Genomic DNA, 22535 nt, shown 5'->3' on the forward strand with positions numbered 1-22535 from the left:
CCGCTGTGCCAGGTCACCTCTGTGACCGAGTACACCGGGCCCGTTGTCGTTGGTCCCCGTGCTGCACCTGCCCCGGGGGACAACCCCCGATACGGTGCCTTCATGACTGTGCATCTCGAAGTGGCCGAAGGCGTCGGCACCCTCCGCCTGGACCGCCCGCCCATGAACGCGCTGGACGTCGCCACACAGGACCGGCTCAAGGAGCTCGCCGAGGAGGCCACCCGCCGCGAGGACGTGCGCGCCGTGGTCATCTACGGCGGCGAGAAGGTGTTCGCGGCGGGCGCGGACATCAAGGAGATGCAGGCCATGGACCACGCGGCGATGGTCGTGCGGTCCCGTGGTCTGCAGGACTCCTTCAGCGCCGTGGCCCGTATCCCCAAGCCGGTCGTCGCCGCCGTCACCGGGTACGCGCTGGGCGGTGGCTGCGAGTTGGCGCTATGCGCGGACTTCCGTATCGCCGCGGACAACGCCAAGCTCGGCCAGCCGGAGATCCTGCTGGGACTGATCCCCGGCGCCGGCGGCACCCAGCGCCTGTCCCGTCTGATCGGCCCCTCCAAGGCGAAGGACCTCATCTTCACGGGGCGGATGGTGAAGGCCGACGAGGCGCTGTCGCTCGGTCTTGTGGACCGGGTCGTCCCGGCCGACGAGGTGTACACCCAGGCACACGCGTGGGCCGCGAAGCTGGCGCAGGGTCCCGCGCTCGCGCTGCGCGCCGCCAAGGAGTCCATCGACGCGGGTCTGGAGACCGATCTCGAGACGGGGCTCGCGATTGAACGGAACTGGTTCGCGGGGCTGTTCGCGACCGAGGACCGAGAGCGCGGCATGCGCAGCTTCGTGGAGGAGGGGCCGGGGAAGGCGAAGTTCCTCTGATCGCCTTGCAGTTGACGCGACGTCTTATCCGGTGTCCCCCGAAGGGCTTGTTTATGCCAGCCTTAAGGGAACCTTAAGTCTGCCTTGTCGGGGGCTACTGGCGATTGCCGTCAACTGGGTCGTTCCGGCAGGTCAGATGGGCCTTGACGAGCCCCGAACTGCCCGGGGCATATGCCGACAGGATGGTGCGGAATGGGCGGTTCCGGGGGGTGTATTCCTCCGGAACGGCCCCGAAGCGGGCTCTGGGCGGCCATGATGGGGGGCATGGCGGGGCTGGAGGGTATCGAACAGCCGCGGCGGCACGGGAGTGCGACCGCGGCGCGCTGGTCGCCTGCGGTCGAGGACGAGCGGGCACTCAAGGCGCTCGAGTTGTTCGGCAACCCGACGGAGGGCGAGGTCCCGCTGCCGTCCCGCCCCGAGTCCGCCGCCACCGCGCGGCGGCTCACCCAGGTCATCGTCCTGCGGCACTGGGGGCTCTCCCCGAAGATGACCGAGGACGCCGTGTTACTGGTGTCCGAACTCGTCGGCAACGCCGTACGGCACACGGGCGCCCGCGTCTTCGGACTTCGGATGCGGCGCCGCCGGGGCTGGATCCGTGTCGAGGTCCGTGACCCCTCCCGCGGTCTTCCCTGTCTGATGCCGGTCCAGGAGATGGACCTGAGCGGCCGCGGTCTCTTTCTCGTCGACAAGCTCTCCGACCGCTGGGGGGTCGACCTCCTGCCTCGCGGCAAGACCACCTGGTTCGAGATGCGCGTCGCCGATCGCTGACCGCTCGTCCCCGGGGTCCGCACCGCGACCCGCACCTTCATCAATCGGACCAATCGCCCGTTTTCTTACCATTACACCCTTAAATGGTGCGGGTGATCACGCCCGCTCGTCCCCCTCAGCCGTCCCTCGACGGAAGCCCCGACGGAAGCGTCGCGCGCGCGGCGCCGGATCCTCGTACGGTTCCGGATCGGCGTGCGGCGCTGCGCTCGGGTGTCGCGCTCGCCGCCGGGACACTCGCCGCGGGGTGTTCCACGACCGGCGTCGTCGCCCACCCGGTCGCCGTGTCCCGCACGGCCGTCTCTCCCTCGGCGAACGCCTCCCCGAACCCCTCTGCCAAGCCCGCCGCCGCGCCCGCGCCCCGCCGCTTCCCGCAGCAGCCCGCCGAGATCACCCACGGCCCCCGCGACCGTCCCCGGGTCGCCCTCACCTTCCACGGCCAGGGCGACCCGGCCGTCGCCAAGGCACTGCTCGGCGAGGCGGAGAAGGCCGGCGCCCGGGTCACCGTGCTCGCGGTGGGCAGTTGGCTCGACGAGCACCCCGACATCGCCCGCCGCATCCTCGACGGCGGCCACGACCTCGGCAATCACACCCTGCGCCACCTCGCCGTCAACGCGATGTCCGAGGCGGACGCGGAGGCCGAGATCCGGGGCTGCGCGGACCGGCTGCGGCGGCTGACCGGGTCCATCGGCACCTGGTTCAGGCCCTCCCGTACCCCGACCGCCTCCGCCCTCGTGGCGGGCGTGGCCCGCCGCGTGGGCTACCCGCACGTCCTCTCCTACGACGTCGACTCGCTCGACTACACCTCGCCGGGCGCCCCCGCCGTCACCCGCCAGGTCATCGGCGGGGTCCGCGAGGGATCCGTGGTGAGCATGCACTTCGGGTACGCGGACACGGTCGCCGCGCTCCCCGCCGTCCTGGAAGAACTCGGCCGCCGCGGTCTGCGCGCGGTCACCACCACGGAGCTGCTGAGCTGATGCACCGCAACCGGAACCTCACGAAGCGCGCCCTGCTCACGGGCGCGGTACTCGCCGCACTCGCCGTACTTCCGGGCTGCGACGGCGAGTCCAAGAACACCGCGCACGAGGCCGTCGGCACCCAGGCCGCCGTCAAACCGGCCCAGCCGAAGCAGCCCGACGGCCTGCCCGGCATGCCGCCCGTGCTCGACCCGAGGGACGTCTACGCCGCCGACCGGCCGAACAAGCTCTCGCCGGTCGTCAAGGACTTCCCGTCCCGCGTGTACGTCCCCAACACCAACTCCAACACGGTCTCCGTGATCGACCCGAAGACGTACGAGGTCATCGAGACGATCCGGGTCGGCGCGCAGCCCCAGCACGTCGTCCCCTCCTGGGACATGAAGACGCTCTGGGTCAACAACGACCGGGGCAACACCCTCACCCCCATCGACCCGAGGACCGGCAAGGCGGGCAAGACCGTCGACGTGCACGACCCGTACAACCTGTACTTCACGCCCGACGGCAAGTACGCGATCGTCATGGCCTCCCTCGACCGCCAGCTGGTCTTCCGCGACGCGCACACCATGGATCGCGTGAAGACCGAGCCGGTCAGCTGCTACGGCGTCAACCACGCCGACTTCTCCCTCGACGGCCGCTACTTCATCGTCTCCTGCGAGTTCAGCGGCGAACTGCTGAAGGTCGACACCGCGCGGATGAAGGTGATCGCCCAGGAGAAGCTGCCCTTCCGCGGCGCCATGCCGCAGGACGTCAAGATCTCCCCCGACGGCAAGCGGTACTACATCGCCGACATGGTGGCCAACGGCGTGTGGATCCTCGACGGGGACAAGTTCACGAAGCCGTCCTTCCTCCCGACCGGCAAGGGCTGCCACGGGCTGTACGTCAGCCGTGACTCGCGCGAGATGTACATCTCCAACCGGGGCGAGGGCACCATCTCCGTCTTCGACTTCGCCCAGAACAGGCTGACCAAGAAGTGGCGCCTGCCGCACGGCGGCAGCCCCGACATGGGCGGCGTCTCCGCCGACGGCAAGGTCCTGTGGCTGTCGGGCCGCTACAACTCCGAGGTGTACGCCATCGACACCCGCACCGGCGTCCAGCTGGCCCGCATCCCGGTCGGCAGCGGCCCGCACGGCCTGGCCGTCTACCCGCAGCCGGGCCGCTACTCGCTCGGCCACACCGGCGTCTTCCGCTGATCCACGCCCGGTCGACCGGAAGGCGGTGACACGCCGCCGTACGAGTGAGGATCCCCGGCCCGCCGCCGCAGAACCGAGATCGTGCTCCCCATGATCACAACTCGCCTGCGGCGGCGGGCCGCAGCCGTCGTCGTCTCCCTCTCGGCCGTCTTCGCGACCTCCGCCGCGACGCTCCCCGCGACCCCCGCCGCCCCGCTCGCCAAGGCCGTCGCGCCCGCCTGTCCCCAGTTCGACGACCCGGTCAAGGCCGCCGCCGACCACCGCGTGGAGGTCGACCGCATCACCCCAGAGCCGGTCTGGCGCAAGACCTGCGGCACGCTGTACCGCAGCGACAGCCGGGGCCCCGACACCGTCTTCGAGCAGGGCTTCCACCCCAAGGACGTCATCAACGGGCAGTACGACATCGAGCAGTACGTCCTGGTCAACCAGCCCTCGCCGTACGTGTCGACGACGTACGACCACGACCTGTACAAGACCTGGTACAAGTCGGGCTTCAACTACTACATCGACGCGCCCGGCGGCGTCGACGTCAACAAGACCATCGGTGACACCCACAAGTGGGCCGACCAGGTCGAGGTCGCCTTCCCCGGCGGTATCGCGCGCCAGTACATCATCGGCGTCTGCCCGGTCGACAAGAAGACCAAGACCGAGATCATGAGCGACTGCGAGAGCAACCCGTACTACGAGCCCTGGCACTGAGGCCTATCCGGCGATGAGCAGCGCCTCCGAGCCCACGGGACGGTAACCGGCCGCCTGGAACGCCCGCATGCTGCGGGCGTTCCCCGGCGCGACCTGGGCCCACAGCGGCTCCGGGGCGAGCTGCCGGGCCGCCGTCACCAGGGCCCGGCCCAGGCCTCGGTGCCGTACTCCGTCGTCCACCTCGACGGAGACCTCGAGCCGCCCCGCGATCCCTCGCCCCAGCACCAGCACACCGCCCTCCGTCGTCCACGCGCGTACGTCGGCACGGCGCCTACGGGCGTACACGATCCGCGGATGCTCGCCGTCCGTGATCTCCCGCAGCGGGAGCGCCGGCTCGCCCGGCAGGGGAGAGCCCACGAGCATCGCGTCGATCGTCTCGGACGTACGCCCCGTCCGCTCGAGGAAGGCCGCCAGGAACCGCGCGTTCATCGGCGCGGCGAGGGCGTCGCACGGCACGGTGGCCAGCGTGTCGTGCACCCACCGCGGATCCTCGTCCGTGAAGACCACCGCGTGCGCGGTGAAGGCGAGCACACCCGCGTCCCGGTGGGACGCCTGCGCCACGACGGTCGTACGACCGTCCGGCGGCGGGAAGACGCCCCGTGCGGCCGCGTCGAGAATGTCCCGAAGAGTCTCCACCACCGCGCTCCTTGAGTCTCCACCCACTGGAAGGCCCAGACTCGCAGACATGATCGACGACGGCACCGGACTTCTCACCATCGGCGAGCTGGCCCGGGCCACCGGACTGACCGTGCGCACCATCCGCTACTGGTCGGACGAGGGCGCCCTGCCCCCGGTGGCCCGCTCCGCGGGCGGCTACCGGCTGTACGACGCCGCGTCCGTGGCCCGCCTCGAACTGATCCGCACCCTGCGCGAACTGGGCCTCGGTCTGGACGCCGTACGCAAGGTGCTGGCCGGCGAGACGACGGTCGCGGAGGTGGCCGCCGCCCATGTGGCGGCGCTGGACGCGCAGATCAGCTCGCTGAAGGTGACGAGGGCGGTGCTGTCGTCCGTGGCGCGACGCGGTTCGACCGCGGAGGAGATGACGCTCATGAACACACTGGCGCGGCTGTCGGCCGCCGAACGAAAACGGATCATGGAGGAGTTCGTGGAGGAGCTGTTCCACGGGCTCGACTCCGTGGATCCGGCCATCCAGGAGCGGATGCGCTCCACCGCGGTGGACCTGCCTCAGGAGCCGACCCCAGAGCAGGTGGACGCCTGGGTGGAGCTGGCGGAGATGGTCCAGGATCCGGAGTTCCGGGCGCAGATGCGCGAGGTGGTCGAGTTCAACGCGGCCGACCGGGACCACGCCGCGGCCGCCGGGCGATCCGTGTGGTTCCCCATGCGCCTGCTCCGGTTGGGGACCGAGGCCCGCGCCCGGGGAATCGCCCCCGAGTCGCCGGAGGCGGCGGCGCTCCTGCGGGAGGTGCTGGGGGACGGCGATCCGGCCGCCGTCCTCGAACGCATGGAGTCGGCGTCCAACGACCGGCTCGCCCGGTACCGGGAGTTGCTGTCCACGGTGAAGGGCGCGGGGACCCCGTCCGTGCACCGTGCGGAGTTCGGCTGGGTGGTCGCCGCACTGAGGGCCGGCGCGGACCGTTAATCTGACCTCCGTCAATACAGCTGTCATGCACTACGAAGGGGCGGATCGGTGGCGGACATCGAGGAAGCACGCAAGCAGTTCGAGCGGATCGATTCGGACGGTGACGGTTTCATCACCGCGGCCGAGTTCAAGAGCGCCCTCGCCCAGGGCGGCGACTGGAACGTCACCGACTCGGTGGCGGAGGCCATCATCGCCACCCGCGACCTCAACGGGGACAAGGTCCTCTCGTTCGACGAGTTCTGGACCCACCTGAACAAGTGACCCGGGCCCTGACCAGGTGACCCGGACACCGGGGCGCCCGCCGACCATCCGGCGGGCGCCCCTTCGTCATGCCGCGCGCGGTGCGCAGGAGCCGTGACCGCACCACGGTCGCCGCAAGCGTGGCCGCTCTCCAGGCGTCGGCGGCGCCCGGCCTCCAGCGCCTCCGCGAAGGCCGGCTGCGCCGCGCCGCGGGCCTGATCGAGATGCTGGACCTGGTGGGGGTGCGGGAGCACGACCCCAACACGGGCGACGACGTCCACGCGGCGCTGGTACGGGCCGTCGCGGACGGGGACGCGGACACGGCGGGGACGGTGCTCCGAGAGGAGCTGGAGGAGACGCTCGCCCTGTTGCGGCGGCCCGTCACCCGAACGCCGTACGTCCTGGAATAGGCGTGCCTGTACCACGGTTGATGATCATCGTCAGTCCAGTGGCGTCAACCTCGGAAGGGCCTGTCCATCATGAAGATCGGCATCATCGGAGCGGGCAACATCGGCGGCAACCTCACCCGACGGCTCACCGCCCTCGGACACGACGTCTCCGTCGCGAACTCCCGCGGTCCGGAGACCCTCACCGCGCTCGCCGAGGAGACCGGGGCGACCCCCGTCAAGGTCGAGGACGCGGCGCGCGACGCCGAGGTCGTCGTCGTCACGGTTCCCCTGAAGGCGGTCCCGAACCTGCCGCACGGGCTCGTGGACCAGGCCGCCGAGGGCGTCGCCGTCATCGACACCGGCAACTACTACCCCAAACAGCGTGACGGCAGGATCGCCGCGATCGAGGACGAGGGCCTGACCGAGAGCGGCTGGACGGCCCGGCAGATCGGCCACACCGTCGTCAAGGCGTTCAACGGCACGTACGCCCAGGACATCCTGGACCGGCACCGTCCGGCCGGTGCCCCCGACCGCCTGGCGCTGCCGGTGGCCGGTGACGACGAGGCCGCCAAGCGCGTCGTACGTGAGCTCATCGACGAACTCGGCTTCGACACGGTCGACGCGGGCGGCCTCGACGACTCCTGGCGCCAGCAGCCCGGCACCCCGGTATACGGCCTCCAGAAGGGCGTCGAGGAGGTGACCGAGGCGCTGGCCCAGGCGTCCCGGGAGCGCTCCGCGGACTTCCGCGCGTAACGTCAGACGATCCGCAGCGGAAGGTGCGGCCCGACCGGCAACTCGATCTCGACGGGGTCCCCGGGCCGCACCACACCGCCTTCCCGTACGACGCTCATGACACCGGACTTGTAGACGACACCGCCGCCGTCCTCGTCCCTCCCGACGACCTGCTTGAGCAGCCCCTTCTGGAAGTCGTCGATCTGTGCGCAGGGATTGCGCAGCCCGGTGATCTCCACGACGGCCTCGCCCCCGAGACGCAGCAGCGTGCCCACCGGCAGGCCCAGCAGATCGACACCCCGGGTGGTGACGTTCTCCCCGAGTTCCCCGGGAGCGACGGTGAAGCCGCTCTCGCGCAGCTCGTCGAACAGCTCCTCGTGCATGAGGTGCACCTGCCGAAGGTTCACCTGCGACGGGTCCTTCGCCATCCGGAACCGGTGCTTCACGGTGGTTCCCGCGTGCACATCACCCTCCACCCCGAGCCCGGCGAGCAGCGTGATGCTCTCCCGGTTCGGCTTGGTGAAGGAATACGTCCCGTTACTGCTGACCGCCGTGACCGCCCCGCCCATCCGCGAGAGCTCCCCTCTCTTCGGCAGCTCCCACCGAGCCGCAGGTCAGAGCCTACGCGTCGACGCGTATGCGTCAGGAGAACTCATGGGTCAGCCGGATCTCTCCGACGATGTGGGCGTTGAACTCGTGGAGTTCCTCGGCCGGCACCCACAACTCGAGGATGGTCCGCCCGCCGACCTGCTGGACGGGGTACCGACTCAGGAACTCCGACTCGACCTCGAAGCGAGTGACGTAGCCGGCGCCACTGTGCTTCACGTTCCAGTCCCGCGCGATCCTGATCGCGTAGTCCTCGTTGAGCACCGGATAGAAGATCGGCTGCTCGGGCAGTCGGGGTGGCCAGGCGCGCCACCCCGACTGCCGGACCAGGTCCAGCTCCTCGGGGCCGGTGGGGCGCCACAGGGTCGTGGTCGCCGGCTGGCTGGACATGCGCACCGCTTTCGAAGGGGGAGGTACGGGGGAGCCCGGACGATACCGGCGTCGTGAGCCGGCGGCCACGAGGTTTCCGTCCGTTCCGCGGCGGGCGGCGGCCGGCCGTCAGCCCCCCGTCGCCCACTCCTTCAGCGCGGCCTTGCTGTCGAAGTTCGCGACGTCCCTGTCCAGGGGCTCGTCGGTGAACTGGTGGAATCGCCACGAGGCTTTGATACGGGGCTGGCCCGCGGTCACGTAGTCGGCGATCCACAGCCCGTCTCCGGCGTACGAGGTGGTGTCGACGGTGAGCCAGTAGTCGCGGTTGGTGTAGAGGAGGACTCGGTGGTTCGGCCGATGCTGCTTCACCATCCGGATGAAACGGTCCTTCTCGGCGTTGCTCGCGTGCGTGCCGTCACCCGTGGCCTCCCAGTCGACGGCGAGCAGGTCCCCGGCCTTCTCGGGGGCCTTGCCGACGAAGTACTCGGCCTGGGCGGCGATGTTGCCGGGCCACAGGAAGTGGTAGAACCCGACCACGCACCCGGCGTCCCGGGCCGTCTTCACCTGTGCCGTGAGTTTCGGATTGACGTACGTATGGCCCTCCGTCGCCTTGACGAAGACGAACGAGAGACCGTCGGTGGAGAAAGCGGACGACTGGTAGGCGCTGACGTCGATGCCGCGCAGCATGGGCGACTCCTCCATGCGTGGGGGATGTACACGTACCGTCCTGCCTGATACGTGCGGGGGCCGACTACTTGTCAGATGCCCCTGCTTCCCCCACCACACCCTCGAACACCGGCCCGGACGCGGAACCCTTGCTACCGCCGTCGTTCCGTCACGGCCCGCCCGTCACCCGCCTTCGGCGCTCAGGTGGTGTCGTCCTGCGACGGCACGAGACCGCGGTCGCTCTTGGCCGCGCAGGTACGAGTGGCCTCCACGCCGTGCACCGACAGGGTCCCTGCCGTCGGGTGGAAGCGGTCCAGCAGCGGTCCGGTCATGATCGTGGTCACGACCGCCATCACGACCATGCCGGTGAACAGCCGGCCGTCGAGGACGCCGAGCGCGAGTCCGACGTTGAGGATGACGAGTTCCGTGAGGCCGCGGGCGTTGAGCAGTACGCCGAGAGTAGCCGCCTCCCGTTTGGTGGCGCCGGTGAGTCGTGCGGCGCTCGCAGCGCCGACGAACTTCCCGAAGCAGGCCACGAGGAGTACGGCCAGGAGGAGGAGCAGTCCCGGTCCGCCGAGTCCGCCGAGGTTCACCGACAGACCGGTGACGATGAAGAACACGGGCAGCAGGAAGAGGCTGATCTGCTCAAGGCGTTCAGGGACCTGAGGAGCCGTGGCGTCGATCCGCGCGCGCGGGACGATCGCGCCGAAGGCGAATGCGCCGAACACCGCGTGCAGGCCGATCGCCTCGGTGGTCCAGGCGCTCAGCAGGAGGCCGACGACCAGTACCGCCTGGGTGAGGGCGCTGCCCGCCCGTCGGCGCTCTGGAGCGAACAACCAGGTCAACGCGGGGCGGACCACGTAGTGCAGACCGACCAGCAGCGCAACCGACGCGACGGCCATGCGTAACAGCGGTCCGGCACCCGTGCTGTTCGCGAGCGCGACGACCACCGCCAGCACAGTCCAGGCCAGGACGTCCTGGATGGCGGCGCACGCCAAAGCCATGGCTCCGATGCGGTCCTGCTGCAGGCCCCGCTCGCCGATGATCCGCGCAAGCACCGGAAACGCCGTGATGGACATGGCCGCGCCCAGGAACAGGGCGGGCACCAGCAGGCCGTCCGCCGTCATCGCGGAGCGGTCGAACCAGGGGGCTGTCGCGCAGGCCAGTCCCGCTCCGAGCGCGAAGGGCAGCGCGACCGAACTGAGGGACACCGCCATCACCTGGCGTCCGTGGCCTTTCAGCCGCGAGCTGTCGAAGTGGTAGCCGACATCGAACATGAAGAGAACGAGTCCGAGCTGGGCAAGGACTTGCAGACAGGGCCTGACGTCCGCGGGAAACGCGAGGTCGACCAAGTCGCCCGGGAACAGCCCCAGCACGCTGGGGCCGAGCGCAATGCCGGCGACGATCTCGCCGACGACGATGGGCTGCCGTACCCGTCGCGCCAGCCAGGCGAAGACGTAAGCGGCCGCGAGGATCAGGGCCAGTGCGCCCAGCAGACTTCCTGACGGCGCGTACGCGGCGGCAACAGGGGCATGCGATTCCAATGTGTCGACTTTCCGTACGAAGCCGTTACTGACGGGACGCCGAGGTGGGTGCCGGAGGAAGCGGTACAGAAAAGGCCGTCGCCGTCGTACGGGTGGCGGGGGTGGACACCGCGGCTCAAGAGGTCGAGGGCGAGAGCGGCCAGGCGGATGCCGCCGTGCGTTCGCCGTTGCCGAAGAGAGTGCCGTCGGGCCCACTCGATCCGGTCGGCTCTCGACGCGCACCGTGGCCGGCCGCGGACCGCCGCATCTGCGCGCTGTGGAAGCCTGCGGCCGCCGCGCAGGGCGACGCGGTTCAGGTCAGGGTGACCTGCCTACCGCCGACGACACCGGAGCTCTCCTCCTTCGGTATTCCTCACTCATCGGCTGCCGAGAGCTTCGCCCGAAGAACCGGAGCGATCCGGGACAGCGCCGCCGCTTCGGTCATCTGGTTGTGTTCGCAGTCGATCTCGATTTCCGTGATCCGGCCCGCGATCAGCGGCTGCCAGGCCATCGCGAAGTCCGGATCGTCCGGATGGCTGCGGGACGCGGTGAAGAACAGCAGGTCGGCGTCGACCGTGCGACTGAACGGTTCGTGCAGCATCGAGGTCTGCCGGCCGTAGACCTCCGACAGCGCGGCCAGGCTGCGTTCGCCGAGACCGGCCAGCGGGTGGTCGACTTCGCGCAGGAACGAGTGCACCCGGGCGAAGTCGAGCTCCCCCTCCGCCGTCGGCGCCAGATCCAGACCGAGGTCCCGCAGGGCCCTGAACAGCACGTCGGTGTCCGGTTGCCGGTACCCGTGCCCGGGAACCGTGGTGTCCAGCATGGCGAGCAGGCGCACCGGTTCGCCATCGGCGCGCAGCAACGCGGCGATGGCGTGGGCCACCGCGCCACCGGACGACCAGCCGAGCAGGTGATAGGGCCCGTGTGGTTGTACCGCGCGGATCTGGGCGACGTAGTCGGCCGCCATGTCGTCGAGGGACTCGGCGAACTCGACCTGCCCGGCCAGACCGCGGGCCTGAAGCGCGTAGATCGGCTGCTCCCGGTCGAGATGCTGTAGCAGGCCCGCGTACACCCAGCCGAGCCCGGTCGCCGGATGCACGCAGAACAGCGGGGGCCGGCCGCCTTCGGCACGCAGCGGCAGCAGGACCTCCAGCGAGCTGGCCGGGCTGTCGGAGTCGAGGCGCTCAGCCAGGCCGGCCACGGTCGGCGCCTCGAACAGGGTGCGCACGGCGAACTCGACGCCGAGCCGGGCCCGTGCCTTCGCGACGAGCTGAGTGGCGAGCAGGGAATGCCCGCCCAGTTCGAAGAAGCTGTCGTCGACTCCGACCGCCGGCACACCGATCACCTCGGCGAACAGTTCGCACAGCGCCCGTTCCCGCGCGTCGCGTGGTTCCCTGCTGCTGATGGCCTTCGCGGTCTCGGGTGCCGGCAGCATGCGCCGGTCCAGCTTTCCGCTTGCGTTCAACGGGAGGCGCGGGAGCGACACGACCGCCGAAGGGACCAGATGCCCCGGCAGCTCACGGCGGGCGAACTCGATCATCTCGGCAGGCCGGACCTCGTGGCCGTCGGCAGGGACGGCGTACGCGACCAGGGTGGTGTCCCCCCGCCGGTCCTGCCGGGCGAGCACCGCGACCTGGGCCACGGACCCGTGCCGGGCGAGCACGGCCTCGGTCTCGGCGGGTTCGGCCCGGTGACCGCGGATCTTGACCTGGTCGTCGACCCGGCCGATGAACTCCAACTGGCCGTCGAAGCGCCAGCGCACCAGGTCACCGGTCCGGTACATGCGTTCCCCCGCATGGCCGAACGGGCAGGCGACGAACCGCTCCGCGGTCATCGCGGGCCGCCCGAAATAGCCCCGGGCAAGACCCGCCCCGGCCAGATACAGCTCCCCGGCGACACCGGGCGGCACCGGACGGAGGCCGTCGTCCAGCACGTACGTCCGGTAGTTGGTGATCGCCCGGCCGATGGGTGCCACCCCCGCGGCGTTCCCGTCGTCGAACCACGCGGTGGCGTAGACGCAGGCCTCCGTCGGGCCGTAGAGGTTTGCGATCCGCACACCGGGTGCGGCGGCCCGCAGCTCGTGCACCAACCGCGGCGAGACCGCCTCGCCCACCAGGATGAGGGTGCCGATCCGGAGCTCACCGCCCGGAGCGAGGGCCGCCGACATCGCGGACGGCGCCGTGCACACCAGGCTCGCCTCTGGACGGTCCTCCCCGGCGAGAGCGAGCACGTCCCGCACCACCTCGATGCATCCACCGCCCACCAGCGGCAGGATCATGTCCGACACCGAGACGTCGAAGCTCGCCGAGGTCGAGGCGAGCGCGGCGCCGAACACGTCCTCGGGGAGGGTGTCCCGTGCCCACGCTGCCAGGTTCGCCACCGACCGGTGCGTGACCACCACGCCCTTGGGCCGCCCGGTCGACCCCGAGGTGTAGATCACGTAGGCCGCGTCGTCCGGGTGCAGCGGCGCCAGTCGGTCCGCGTCGCCCAGGTCGGTGGGGTCGAGCCGGGCCAGCGCGGCTTCGGTCGCCGGGTCGTCGAGCACGATCCGGGCCTGGTCGTCGGGGAGGACAGCCGCGCCGGCGCTGTCCGTCAGCACCAGCACCGGCCGGGCGTCCTCGATCAGATACCGCACGCGCTCCGCCGGATGACCGGGGTCGATCGGCAGGTAAGCGGCACCGGAGTTCAGCACCGCCCACATCGCGATCGGCAGCCGCTCGTCCCTCGGCAGGGCCAGCGCGACCCGCTGATCCGGGCCGCAGCCGTACGCCACCAGCAGCCGTGCCAACCGGTTCGCGGCCGCCCGCAGCTCGTCGTAGCTCAACCGCGCGCCGGCCGCGCGGACCGCGGTGGCGGTGCCGTCACGGGAGGCCGCGGCGGCGAACAACCGCGGCAGGGTCGTTGCCGGGACCTCTGCGGTCTCGCCGTTCCACTCCCGCAGGATCCGCGTCCGCTCGGCCGGTTCGAGCAGCTCGACCTGGCTGATCCGCTGCCCCGGATCGGCAGTGATCGCCTCAAGCATCAGCAGCAGGCGGGCGACGATCGCCTCAGCGGTTTCCCGGTCGAACAGGTCAGTGCTGTAGACGAGCGCGCCGCGCGCACCGCCCTCCCGGCCGTCCGCGTGGTACCTGGCTTCCAGGTGGACGGACAGGTCGAACATGGCGGCCTCGACGCCGACCGGAGCGCCCTCGGCGGCGAGGCCGGGCAGCCGCAGCTCGGTGTCCCGAGTGTTCTGGAAGGCGAACATCACCTGGAACAGCGGATGCCGGGCCACCGACCGGTCCGGGTTGAGAGCCTCGACGAGGTACTCGAACGGCAGATCCTGGTGAGCGTAGGCGTTGAGGTTGGCCTCCCGCACCCGGTCGATGACCTCGCGGAACGTCGGATCGCCGCTGGTGTCGGTGCGTAGCACCAGCGTGTTGACGAAGAACCCGACGAGCTCGTCGAAGGCTTCGTCCGTACGCCCGGCGATGGGCGAGCCGATCGGGATGTCGGTGCCGGCGCCGAGCCGGGTCAGCAAAGACGCGAGCGCCGTCTGGACGACCATGAACGCGGTCGCGTGGCAGTCGACAGCCAGCTTGTTGATCCGGGCGTGCAGCTCCGGGCCGTAGCCGAATTCGACACTGCCGCCGGCGTAGCTCGGCGTCTTCGGCCGCGCACGATCCGTCGGCAACGGCAGCTCGTCCGGAATCCCGGCCAGCGCGTCACGCCAGTACAGGACCTGCTCGTTGATGAGGCTCGACGGATCGTCCTCGCGGCCCAGCAACTCCCGCTGCCACAACGCGTAGTCCGCGTACTGCACGGGCAGTTCGGTCCACCGGGGCGCTCGGGCCGCGCAGCGGTCCGCGTACGCGGTGCTCAGGTCGCGGGTGAGCGGGACCAGGGACCAGCCGTCGCCGGCGACGTGGTGCACGACCAGCACCAGCACGTGCTCGGTCGGGGACACGGTGAGCACCCGAACGCGCAGCGGCAGGTCCCTCTGGAGGTCGAAGCCCCGTTCGGCGGTCTCCGCGATCGCCGCGGCCAGCTCGTCCCGGCCGACCTCGGTCACCACGAGTTCCACCTGCGCCCGGTCGGGGTCGAGGATGAGCTGGTAGGGAACGCCGTCGACGTCCGGGAAGACCGTGCGCAGCGCCTCGTGCCGCGCGACGACGTCGGCGATCGCGGCGGTCAGCGCCGACCGGTCCAGCGAACCGATCAGCCGCACCGCCATCGGTAGGTTGTAGGCGGCATTCGGGCCTTCCAGCCGGTTCAGGAACCACAGCCGCTGCTGCGCGTGCGACAACGGCACCCGCTCCGGCCGCCGCGTCCGCACGACCGGCTGCCGTCGGGTGTCGCCGGCCCGGTCGAGCACCCGGACGAGCCCGGCCACGGTCGGTGTGCCGAACAGGTCGCGGATCGCCAGATCGACGCCGAACGTGGCCCGTACTCGGGAGATCAGCCGGGTCGCCATCAAGGAGTGGCCGCCGAGGTCGAAGAACCCGTCGTCGATCCCCACTCCGGGCAGACCGAGGACCTCCGCGAAGATCCGGCAGAGCGCGGCCTCGCGCGGATCGCGCGGCCCCCGTCCCACCTCCCGGCCGGCGAAGTCGGGCGCCGGCAGTGCCCGTCGGTCCAGCTTCCCGTTCGGTGTGACAGGCAGTGCGTCCAGCACCACGAACGCAGCCGGGACCAGATGCTCCGGCAGGGAACGGAGGAGGAACTCGCGCAACGCCGCGGGCTCGGGCCGGTCCGCGGTGTCCTGGTCGGTCTCCGGCCTCCGGGACGGGACGACATAGGCGAAGAGCCGGGTGTCCCCGGAGTCGTCCGCGCGGGGCACGACCGCGGCCTGCGCGACGCCGTCGTGCCGGGCCAGGGCCGCCTCGATCTCGACGGGCTCGACCCGGAAGCCGCGCACCTTGACCTGGTCGTCGGCGCGGCCGACGAACTCGAGCTGCCCGTCGGCGCGCCAGATCGCCAAGTCGCCGGTTCGGTACATCCGTTCACCGGCTTCGCCGAAGGGGCTGGCCACGAACCGCTCGGCGGTCAGGGCCGGGCGGCGCAGATACCCGCGGGCCAGCTGGGCACCGGCGACATACAGCTCGCCGACCACCCCGGCCGGCGCCGGACGCAGCGCGGCGTCGAGCACGTACAGCGCGGTGTTCCACACCGGACGGCCGATCGGCACGGAGACGGCGCCGGGCTCGTCCCGGTACTCCCAGGCGCTCACGTCGACCGACGCCTCGGTCGGCCCGTACAGGTTGTGCACCGGGACCCCGATCGTCGCGTGGGCCCGCTGAGCCAGCTCGACCGGCAGCGCTTCTCCGCTGCTGATCAGTCGGCGCAGGTCCGGCAGCCGTGCCGCACCCGGCTCCGCGACGAACGCGGCCAGCATCGACGGTACGAAGTGCGCTGTGGTGACCCGCTGTTCGCGGATCAGTTCGGCCAGGTACGCCGGATCCTTGTGCCCGTCGGGCTTGGCCACCAGCAGCGTGGCGCCGGTGATCAGCGGCCAGAAGAACTCCCAGACCGAGACGTCGAACCCGGCGGGGGTTTTCTGCAGCACCCGGTCGGTCTCGTCGAGCCCGTACCGGTCCTGCATCCACAGCAGTCGGTTGACGATGCTCGCGTGGGACACCACCACGCCCTTGGGCCGTCCGGTCGATCCCGAGGTGTAGATCACGTAGGCGGGGTGCTCCGGAACGCATGCGACCTCGTCGCGGCCGAGCACGGGGCCCGCCGGCTCGACGCCGAAGACCGGATGGTCCTCGGTGAGTGTGAGCACCGGTCGGGCGTCGTCGAGCAGGTACTGAATCCGCTCGGCCGGATAGCCGGGGTCGATCGGCAGGTACGCGGCACCGGTCTTCAGCACGGCCAGCAGCGTGACGACCAGGGCTTCGGAGCGCGGCAGCACGACCGCGACGCACTGCTCGGGGCCGGCACCGTGTTCGGCCAGCAGCCGGGCGAGTCGGCCCGCCCGCAGGTCCAGTTGGCTGTAGGTCAGTGAGGCGTCCTCGAACTCCACCGCTGTCCGGTCGGGCGTCCGGGCCGCCTGCGCGGCGAACAGCTCGGGCAGAGTCGTGCGCGGCACCTCGTGCGCCGTGTCGTTCCAGGTCCGTACGACCCGCTCGCGACCGGCCGGATCGAGCAGTTCGGCCGCACCGATCCGCTGCCCTGGATCGGTGGCCATCGCGGAGAGTAGACGCACCAGGTGGTCGGACAGCTGCTCGACGGCCGCCTCGTCGAACAGGTCGGTCGAGTACTCGACCATGCCGTCCAGGCCTGCCGGGGCACCGTCCTCGTCGAAGGCCTCGCGGAGGTGGATGGCCAGGTCGAACTTGTTCTGCACGATCCGGTCGAGCGCTTCGCCCCGGGCGACCAGGCCGGGGAACGCCGGCTCCGGTGTGGCGCCGTGCAGCGACAGCAGGATCTGGAACAGCGGCAGGCGCCCGTTGGATCGGCTCGGGTTCAGGATCTCGACGAGTCGCTCGAACGGCAGGTCCTGGTTCGCGTAGGCGTTGAGATTGGTCTCGCTGATGCGGCCGAGCAGCTCGTGCCACGTGGGATTTCCGCTGGTGTCGGTCCGCAGCACCAGGGTGTTGAGGAAGACGCCGATGAGCTCGTCGAGGGCTTGGTCGGTGCGTCCGGCGACCGGGGTGCCGATGGGGATGTCGGTGCCGGAGCCGAGCCGGGTGAGCAGGGCGGTGAGCCCCGCCTGGCTGACCATGTACAGGCTGGTGCCGGAGTCGTTGGCCAGCGCGGCGAGGCGACGATGGGTCTCCGCCCCGATCCGGAACGAGAAGGTGGAACCGTGGTACTCGCCGCTCGTGCTTCGAGGCCGGCTGTAGGGCAGCCGCAGGTCCTCGGGCAGATCGGCCAGCGTCTCGCGCCAGAACGCGATCTGTTCGCTGATCAGGCTGTCCGGCTCGTCCTCGCGGCCGAAGAGCTCCCGCTGCCACAGCGCGTAGTCCGCGTACTGGACGGGCAGTTCCGTCCACCGCGGCCGACGGCCGTCGAGCCGGGCGGCGTACGCATCCGTGAGGTCACGCGTCAGCGGCCCCATCGACCATCCGTCACCCGCGATGTGGTGCAGCACCAGCATCAGCACGTGGTCGTCCGCCGACACCGCGAACAGGTGCGCCCACAGCGGCAGCTCGTCGGCGAGGTCGAAGGCGCGGCCGGCGGCGAGGGCGAGTCGCTCGGCCAGTTCGGTCTCCGTGGTCCCGGTGACCCGGAGCTCGACCTGGGCCTGCTCCGGCGGCACGATGCGCTGGTAGGGGGTGCCGTCGACGTCCGGGTAGGTGGTGCGGAGCGATTCGTGCCGGTCCGACAGGTCCTGGATCGCCGCGGTGAGTGCGGCACGGTCGAGGCTGCCCTTCAGGCGCACGGCGATCGGCATGTTGTAGGTGGCGCTCGGGCCTTCCAGCCGGTTCAGGAACCACAGCCGCTGTTGCGCGTGCGAGAGCGGGGTCCGCTCCGGGCGCCGTGCCCGTACCACCGGCCGGCGCCGGGTGCCGGCGACCCGGTCCAGCACCTGGGCGAGCCCGGCCACCGTCGGCGCGGCGAAGAGGTCGCGGATGGACAGGTCCACTCCCAGAGCGGCCCGCACCCGGGAGATCAGCCGGGTCGCCAGCAGCGAATGGCCGCCGAGGTCGAAGAACCCGTCGTCGATCCCCACCCGGGGCAGGCCGAGCACCTCGGCCAGGATCCGGCACAGGACCTCTTCCCGCTCGTTGCGCGGGCCACGGCTGGAGGCCCGGGCGGAGACGCTGGGCGCCGGCAGGGCGCGCCGGTCCACCTTGCCGTTCGGCGTCAACGGCATCCGGTCCAGCACCACGAACGCCGTCGGTATCAGGTAGTCCGGCAGCACGTTCCGAAGGTGCTCGCGCACCGACTCGACCATCGCCGCCGAGGTCAGCGTGGTGGCCGGGGCGTTGGTGTACGAACGGGAGTCGGGGGTCGGTGACGGGCCGGGGCGGTAGGCGCCGCCCGTCGTCCCGGGCGCGCTGAACACGGCCTCCAGGCCGCCGCCCCGATGGTCGGCGCCCGACCAGGTCAGGTCGGTCCGGTAACCGCACTCGGCGCCCAGCCCGGCGAGCAGTTGGGGATCGGGCAGTTCGGGCTCGGGCTCCGTCAGCACGGCTAGGGCGGCCGCGAGATCGCCCGCTTCGAGGGCCCGCACGGCGGCGATCTCACCGGCGACCCGGCGGTTGGGTATGCCCGTGACACGCAGGCCGGCCGGCCGGGTGACCAGCAGTGCCCGCAAGGCGTCCACGTCGGTGATGTCCCGGCCCCACACGGCTTCCCGGCCGACAGCCGGTGCGGGGGTCGGCTCCGCGCGCAGCACCACGTCGTAGCGGTGGCCCGTGAGTTCGTTGCGGTCCGTGCCGGGCTTGATCCTCAGGTCGACGGACGGGGCCACGGTGGCGAAGTAGTCTGGATCGACGAGGAGTTCCGTCTCCCGGGAGACGGCCAGGTCGACGGCCTTGCACAGCTCGGCGGCGTCACCGTCCGCGGCGTCGACCGAGCGGAGTTCGACGGCGGTCCGCAGGGCGCGGTGCAGCCGCAGGTTGCGTACGTCCCCGACGAACACGGCGCCACCGGGAACGACCAGGTCAAGCGCCCGGGTGAGTACGTCGGTCAGATAGCCGGAGCTGGGGAAGTACTGGACGACGGAGTTCAGAATGATCGTGTCGAAGAACCCGGTCGGCAGGCCGTCGAAGATGTGGGCCGCCTGTGCCCTCAGTTCGACCCGGCCGTCCAGTTCGGGCCTGTCGGCGAGTTGGCCGCGGACCCGGTCGATGACCACCTCGGAGATGTCGGTGCCCCAGTAGGCGTCGCAGTGCGGTGCCAGCGGCGCGAGGATCAGGCCGCTGCCGACCCCGATCTCCAGCACCCGTCGGGGGTCGAGCTCCCGCACCCGGTCCACGGTGGCGTCGCGCCACCGCCGCATCTCCTCGACCGGAATGGCCTGGCCGGTGTAGCTGCTGTTCCAGCCGGAGAAGTCCTCGCCCAGTCCGGCGGACAAGCCCGCGTGGTGGGCATCGTAGGTCGCCTGCCAGGTGCCGAGCTGCTGCTGTTCCCCCACCCGGTCACGGTGGCCGTCGTCCTCGGCCGGGACGAGGTACGCGGTCAACTGCGGGTCGCCCGGGCGGTCCTCGCGCGCCACCACGGCCGCCTGCCGTACCGCGGAATGCCCGGTCAGCACCGCCTCGACCTCGCCCGGTTCGATCCGGAAGCCGCGGATCTTCACCTGCTGGTCGGCGCGCCCGGCGAAGTCGACCTGCCCGTCGGGCCGCCAGCGGGCCAGGTCGCCGGTGCGGTACATGCGCTCCCCGGGCCCGCCGAACGGGCAGGCCACGAACCGCTCCGCGGTCACCCCGGGACGGTGCAGGTAGCCGAGGGCCAGGCCCGCGCCCGCGATGTACAGCTCTCCCACCACGCCCACCGGCACCGGACGCAGGGCCTCGTCCAGCACGTAGACGCGTGTGTTGTCCAGCGGCCTGCCGATCGGGGGGCCGTCGGAGCCGGACAGCGGCTCGCTGACCGTCGCGCAGACGGTCGACTCGGTGGGGCCGTAGGCGTTGAACATCCGGTTGCCCGGAGCCCATCGCGCCACCAGGGGGCCGGGGCACGCCTCACTGGCCACCACCACGGTCGTACCGGACGGCAGGCCGTCGGAAGGCAGTGCCGCCAGCACCGACGGCGGCATGGTGACGTGCGTGACGCGCATGGCCCGGACGAACGCGGCCAACTGCGGCCCGGGCGTGACCTGCTCGGCGGATCCGATGACCAGCGTGCCCCCGGAGAGCAGCGCCAGGCAGCAGTCCCAGAACGCCGCGTCGAAACTCGGCGAGGCGAACTGGAGCACCCGGCTGCCCGGCCCCGCGCCGAAGCGTTCCTGCTGGCTGCGGGCCAGGCTGGCCACTCCGGCGTCCGAGACCACAACGCCCTTCGGGGTCCCGGTGGACCCCGAGGTGTAGATCACGTACAGAGGGCTGTCGAGCGACCGGTTCGGTGGCAGGTCGTCCGCGCTCTGCCGGTCGAGTTCGGCGCGGGTGCCCTCCTCGTCGAGCACCAGGCGCGGGATGCCGGCCGGGAGGCGCTCGGCCAGTTCCCGGACGGTCACCGCCAGCGCGGGACGGGAATCGTCGAGCATGAACGCGATGCGTTCGGCCGGGTAGTCGGGATCGACCGGCAGATAGGCCGCCCCGACCTTGGCCACGGCGAGCATCGCGGTGATCAGCTCGGGTGACCTGGGCATCGCCAGCGCCACCAGCTGCCCCGGTCCGGCACCCCGCTCGGTGAGCAGCCGTGCCAGCCGGTTCGCGGCGGTGTTGAGCTCACCGTAGGTCAGCGTGACCGTGTCGGACGCCAGTGCGGGCGCGTCCGGGTGCGCGATGGCGTTGGACCGGAAGATCTCCGCGAACCCTGCCGCGTCGACCTCGTGCGCGGTCCGGTTCCATGTGTCGAGCACCCGCTGTCGCTCGTCCGGCACCAGCACGTCCAGAGAGCCGAGCGGCCGGTCGGGGTCGCAGACCATAGCCTCGAACACCTGGATGAGGCGGGCGCCCAGTCGGTCCACGCTCGCCCGGTCGAACAGGTCGGTGGCGAACTCGATGGTGCCGGCCAGGCCGCCGGGCCCGCCCCCCTGGTCGAATTGTTCGCCCATGCTGAACGCCAGGTCGAACTTCGATGTGGCGGTGTACAGCTGCTCGCCCTCCACCACCAGCCCCGGCAGCCGCAGCTGTGGCAGCGTGTTGTTCTGGAACGCGAGCATCACCTGGAACAGGGGATGCCTGCCCAGGCTCCGGTCCGGCCGGAGGATGTCGACCAGCCGCTCGAACGGGAGGTCCTGGTGCGCGTAGGCAGACAGAGCCCTTTCCCGGGACCGGGCGATGAGCTCGCGGAACGTCGGGTTGCCGGCGGTGTCGACGCGCAGAACGAGGGTGTTCACAAAGAACCCGACGAGTTCGTGGAGCGCCTCGTCGGTACGGCCGGCGATGGCCGAGCCGATCGGGATGTCCGTGCCGGCGCCCAACCGGCTGAGCAGGGCGGCCAGCCCCGCCTGCACCACCATGAACAGGCTCGCGTCCGACCGGACGGCCAGCTCGGACAGTTTCCGGTGCAGCGTCGCGTCGACGTGGAACGGGACGTTGCCGCCCTCGTTGCTCGACGTGGCCGGCCGCTGTCGGTCCACCGGAAGCCGCAGCTCGTCCGGCAGATCGGCCAGCGCCTTGCGCCAGTACTCGATCTGCTCGCTGATCAGGCTCTCCGGGTCGTCCTCTCCGCCGAGCAGCTCCTGCTGCCACAGGGTGTAGTCCGCGTACTGGATCGGCAGGTCCGGCCAGTCCGGCGCCCGCCCGGCACGGCGGGCCTCGTACGCCGCGGTGAGATCACGGGCCAACGGGGCCATCGACCAGCCGTCCGCGGCGATGTGATGGATCACCAGAGCCAGAACGTGTTCATGGTCGGAGACCGCGAACAGCTCGGCCCGTATGGGGATCTCGGCCGCCAGGTCGAACGGGCGAGCGGCCAGCTCGGCAATCCGGTCGGTGAAGTCCGCGGACCCGACCTCGGTGACGGGCACATCGAGCCGGGCGTCGCCCGGCTCGATGAAGCGCTGGTAGGGCACGTCCTCCTGGTCGACGAAGACCGTGCGCAACGGCTCGTGCCGGTCGACCAGGTCCTGGAGTGCCACGGCGAGCGCGGTCCGGTCGAGCGCGCCTGTCAGCCGCAGCACCGCCGGCATGTTGTAGGTGGCGCTGGGACCTTCCAACCGGTTGAGGAACCACAGTCGCTGCTGTGCGTGCGAGAGCGGGATCATCGAATCTCCTCAGTCTGCGCCCGTGGTCGCAGCACGTTCGCGGCTACTTCGTCACCTTCGCCGGCGGCGTGTCCGGCGATCCGGCCCGCAACCGTGGCAAGCA

General features: G+C 71.0%; 15 protein-coding genes. 9 read left to right on the forward strand and 6 right to left on the reverse strand.

From position 1 onward, the window contains the following. The first annotated feature begins 102 nt into the window (after nucleotides 1-102). From AAFF41_RS32385 to AAFF41_RS32405, 5 genes are all read left to right on the forward strand, one after another. The gene (locus tag AAFF41_RS32385) at nucleotides 103-870 is read left to right on the forward strand and encodes an enoyl-CoA hydratase/isomerase family protein (RefSeq protein ID WP_319746922.1); all 768 of its coding nucleotides are present in this window, start codon (nucleotides 103-105) and stop codon (nucleotides 868-870) included. 264 nt (nucleotides 871-1134) lie between these two features. Beyond that, nucleotides 1135-1638 (forward strand): ATP-binding protein, encoded by a 504-nt coding sequence (locus AAFF41_RS32390; protein ID WP_054234655.1) that lies wholly within the window; start codon nucleotides 1135-1137, stop codon nucleotides 1636-1638. 200 nt (nucleotides 1639-1838) lie between these two features. Then, entirely contained in the window at nucleotides 1839-2612 is a 774-nt protein-coding gene (locus AAFF41_RS32395; RefSeq protein ID WP_415925858.1) for a polysaccharide deacetylase family protein, read from the forward strand. Further along, the gene (locus tag AAFF41_RS32400) at nucleotides 2612-3802 is read left to right on the forward strand and encodes a YncE family protein (RefSeq protein ID WP_343325057.1); all 1191 of its coding nucleotides are present in this window, start codon (nucleotides 2612-2614) and stop codon (nucleotides 3800-3802) included. The genes AAFF41_RS32395 and AAFF41_RS32400 overlap by 1 nt, the downstream gene beginning before the upstream one ends. Nucleotides 3803-3892: 90 nt before the next feature. Then, nucleotides 3893-4501: an ADP-ribosyltransferase gene (locus AAFF41_RS32405; protein ID WP_319746928.1), complete on the forward strand. Its 609-nt coding sequence runs from the start codon at nucleotides 3893-3895 to the stop codon at nucleotides 4499-4501. 3 nt (nucleotides 4502-4504) lie between these two features. Here AAFF41_RS32405 and AAFF41_RS32410 read toward each other — a convergent pair whose 3' ends face one another. Then, on the reverse strand, nucleotides 4505-5137 hold the full coding sequence (locus tag AAFF41_RS32410; protein WP_343326386.1) for a GNAT family N-acetyltransferase: 633 nt from the start codon (nucleotides 5135-5137) through the stop codon (nucleotides 4505-4507). 49 nt (nucleotides 5138-5186) lie between these two features. Between AAFF41_RS32410 and AAFF41_RS32415 the strand changes: the two genes are divergently transcribed. The 4 genes from AAFF41_RS32415 (at nucleotide 5187) to AAFF41_RS32430 (ending at nucleotide 7483) form a co-directional block, all read left to right on the forward strand. After that, nucleotides 5187-6101: a helix-turn-helix domain-containing protein gene (locus AAFF41_RS32415; protein ID WP_343325058.1), complete on the forward strand. Its 915-nt coding sequence runs from the start codon at nucleotides 5187-5189 to the stop codon at nucleotides 6099-6101. 48 nt (nucleotides 6102-6149) lie between these two features. Then, the gene (locus AAFF41_RS32420; RefSeq protein ID WP_054234650.1) at nucleotides 6150-6362 is read left to right on the forward strand and encodes an EF-hand domain-containing protein; all 213 of its coding nucleotides are present in this window, start codon (nucleotides 6150-6152) and stop codon (nucleotides 6360-6362) included. Between the two features lie 80 nt (nucleotides 6363-6442). After that, nucleotides 6443-6751, forward strand: a complete 309-nt coding sequence (locus tag AAFF41_RS32425; protein ID WP_343325059.1) for a hypothetical protein — start codon at nucleotides 6443-6445, stop codon at nucleotides 6749-6751. Between the two features lie 60 nt (nucleotides 6752-6811). Further along, entirely contained in the window at nucleotides 6812-7483 is a 672-nt protein-coding gene (locus AAFF41_RS32430) for an NADPH-dependent F420 reductase (RefSeq protein WP_343326387.1), read from the forward strand. A 2-nt stretch (nucleotides 7484-7485) separates the two neighbouring features. Here the strand turns inward: AAFF41_RS32430 and AAFF41_RS32435 are convergent, their stop codons facing one another. The 5 genes from AAFF41_RS32435 to AAFF41_RS32455 form a co-directional block, all read right to left on the reverse strand. Beyond that, nucleotides 7486-8031, reverse strand: coding sequence for an MOSC domain-containing protein (locus tag AAFF41_RS32435; RefSeq protein WP_319746940.1), 546 nt, complete (start codon nucleotides 8029-8031; stop codon nucleotides 7486-7488). A gap of 73 nt (nucleotides 8032-8104) precedes the next feature. Continuing rightward, nucleotides 8105-8458 (reverse strand): hypothetical protein, encoded by a 354-nt coding sequence (locus AAFF41_RS32440; protein ID WP_054234646.1) that lies wholly within the window; start codon nucleotides 8456-8458, stop codon nucleotides 8105-8107. Nucleotides 8459-8566: 108 nt separating this feature from the next. After that, on the reverse strand, nucleotides 8567-9124 hold the full coding sequence (locus AAFF41_RS32445; protein WP_319747416.1) for a glycoside hydrolase family 25 protein: 558 nt from the start codon (nucleotides 9122-9124) through the stop codon (nucleotides 8567-8569). A gap of 179 nt (nucleotides 9125-9303) precedes the next feature. After that, entirely contained in the window at nucleotides 9304-10647 is a 1344-nt protein-coding gene (locus AAFF41_RS32450; protein ID WP_319746942.1) for a cation:proton antiporter, read from the reverse strand. 352 nt (nucleotides 10648-10999) lie between these two features. Continuing rightward, nucleotides 11000-22432 (reverse strand): amino acid adenylation domain-containing protein, encoded by an 11433-nt coding sequence (locus AAFF41_RS32455; RefSeq protein WP_343325060.1) that lies wholly within the window; start codon nucleotides 22430-22432, stop codon nucleotides 11000-11002. Nucleotides 22433-22535 lie beyond the last annotated feature (103 nt).

It is taken from the genome of Streptomyces mirabilis (assembly GCF_039503195.1).
Lineage (GTDB): Bacteria > Actinomycetota > Actinomycetes > Streptomycetales > Streptomycetaceae > Streptomyces > Streptomyces mirabilis_D.

What these genes read in the sequence shown, in the direction of transcription:
- AAFF41_RS32415 (WP_343325058.1), top strand. Translation starts at nt 5,187, where the DNA reads ATGATCGACGACGGCACCGGACTTCTCACCATCGGCGAGCTGGCCCGG.
- AAFF41_RS32435 (WP_319746940.1), bottom strand. Translation starts at nt 8,031, where the DNA reads ATGGGCGGGGCGGTCACGGCGGTCAGCAGTAACGGGACGTATTCCTTC.
- AAFF41_RS32445 (WP_319747416.1), bottom strand. Translation starts at nt 9,124, where the DNA reads ATGCTGCGCGGCATCGACGTCAGCGCCTACCAGTCGTCCGCTTTCTCC.
- AAFF41_RS32440 (WP_054234646.1), bottom strand. Translation starts at nt 8,458, where the DNA reads ATGTCCAGCCAGCCGGCGACCACGACCCTGTGGCGCCCCACCGGCCCC.
- AAFF41_RS32400 (WP_343325057.1), top strand. Translation starts at nt 2,612, where the DNA reads ATGCACCGCAACCGGAACCTCACGAAGCGCGCCCTGCTCACGGGCGCG.
- AAFF41_RS32390 (WP_054234655.1), top strand. Translation starts at nt 1,135, where the DNA reads ATGGCGGGGCTGGAGGGTATCGAACAGCCGCGGCGGCACGGGAGTGCG.
- AAFF41_RS32385 (WP_319746922.1), top strand. Translation starts at nt 103, where the DNA reads ATGACTGTGCATCTCGAAGTGGCCGAAGGCGTCGGCACCCTCCGCCTG.
- AAFF41_RS32405 (WP_319746928.1), top strand. Translation starts at nt 3,893, where the DNA reads ATGATCACAACTCGCCTGCGGCGGCGGGCCGCAGCCGTCGTCGTCTCC.
- AAFF41_RS32455 (WP_343325060.1), bottom strand. Translation starts at nt 22,432, where the DNA reads ATGATCCCGCTCTCGCACGCACAGCAGCGACTGTGGTTCCTCAACCGG.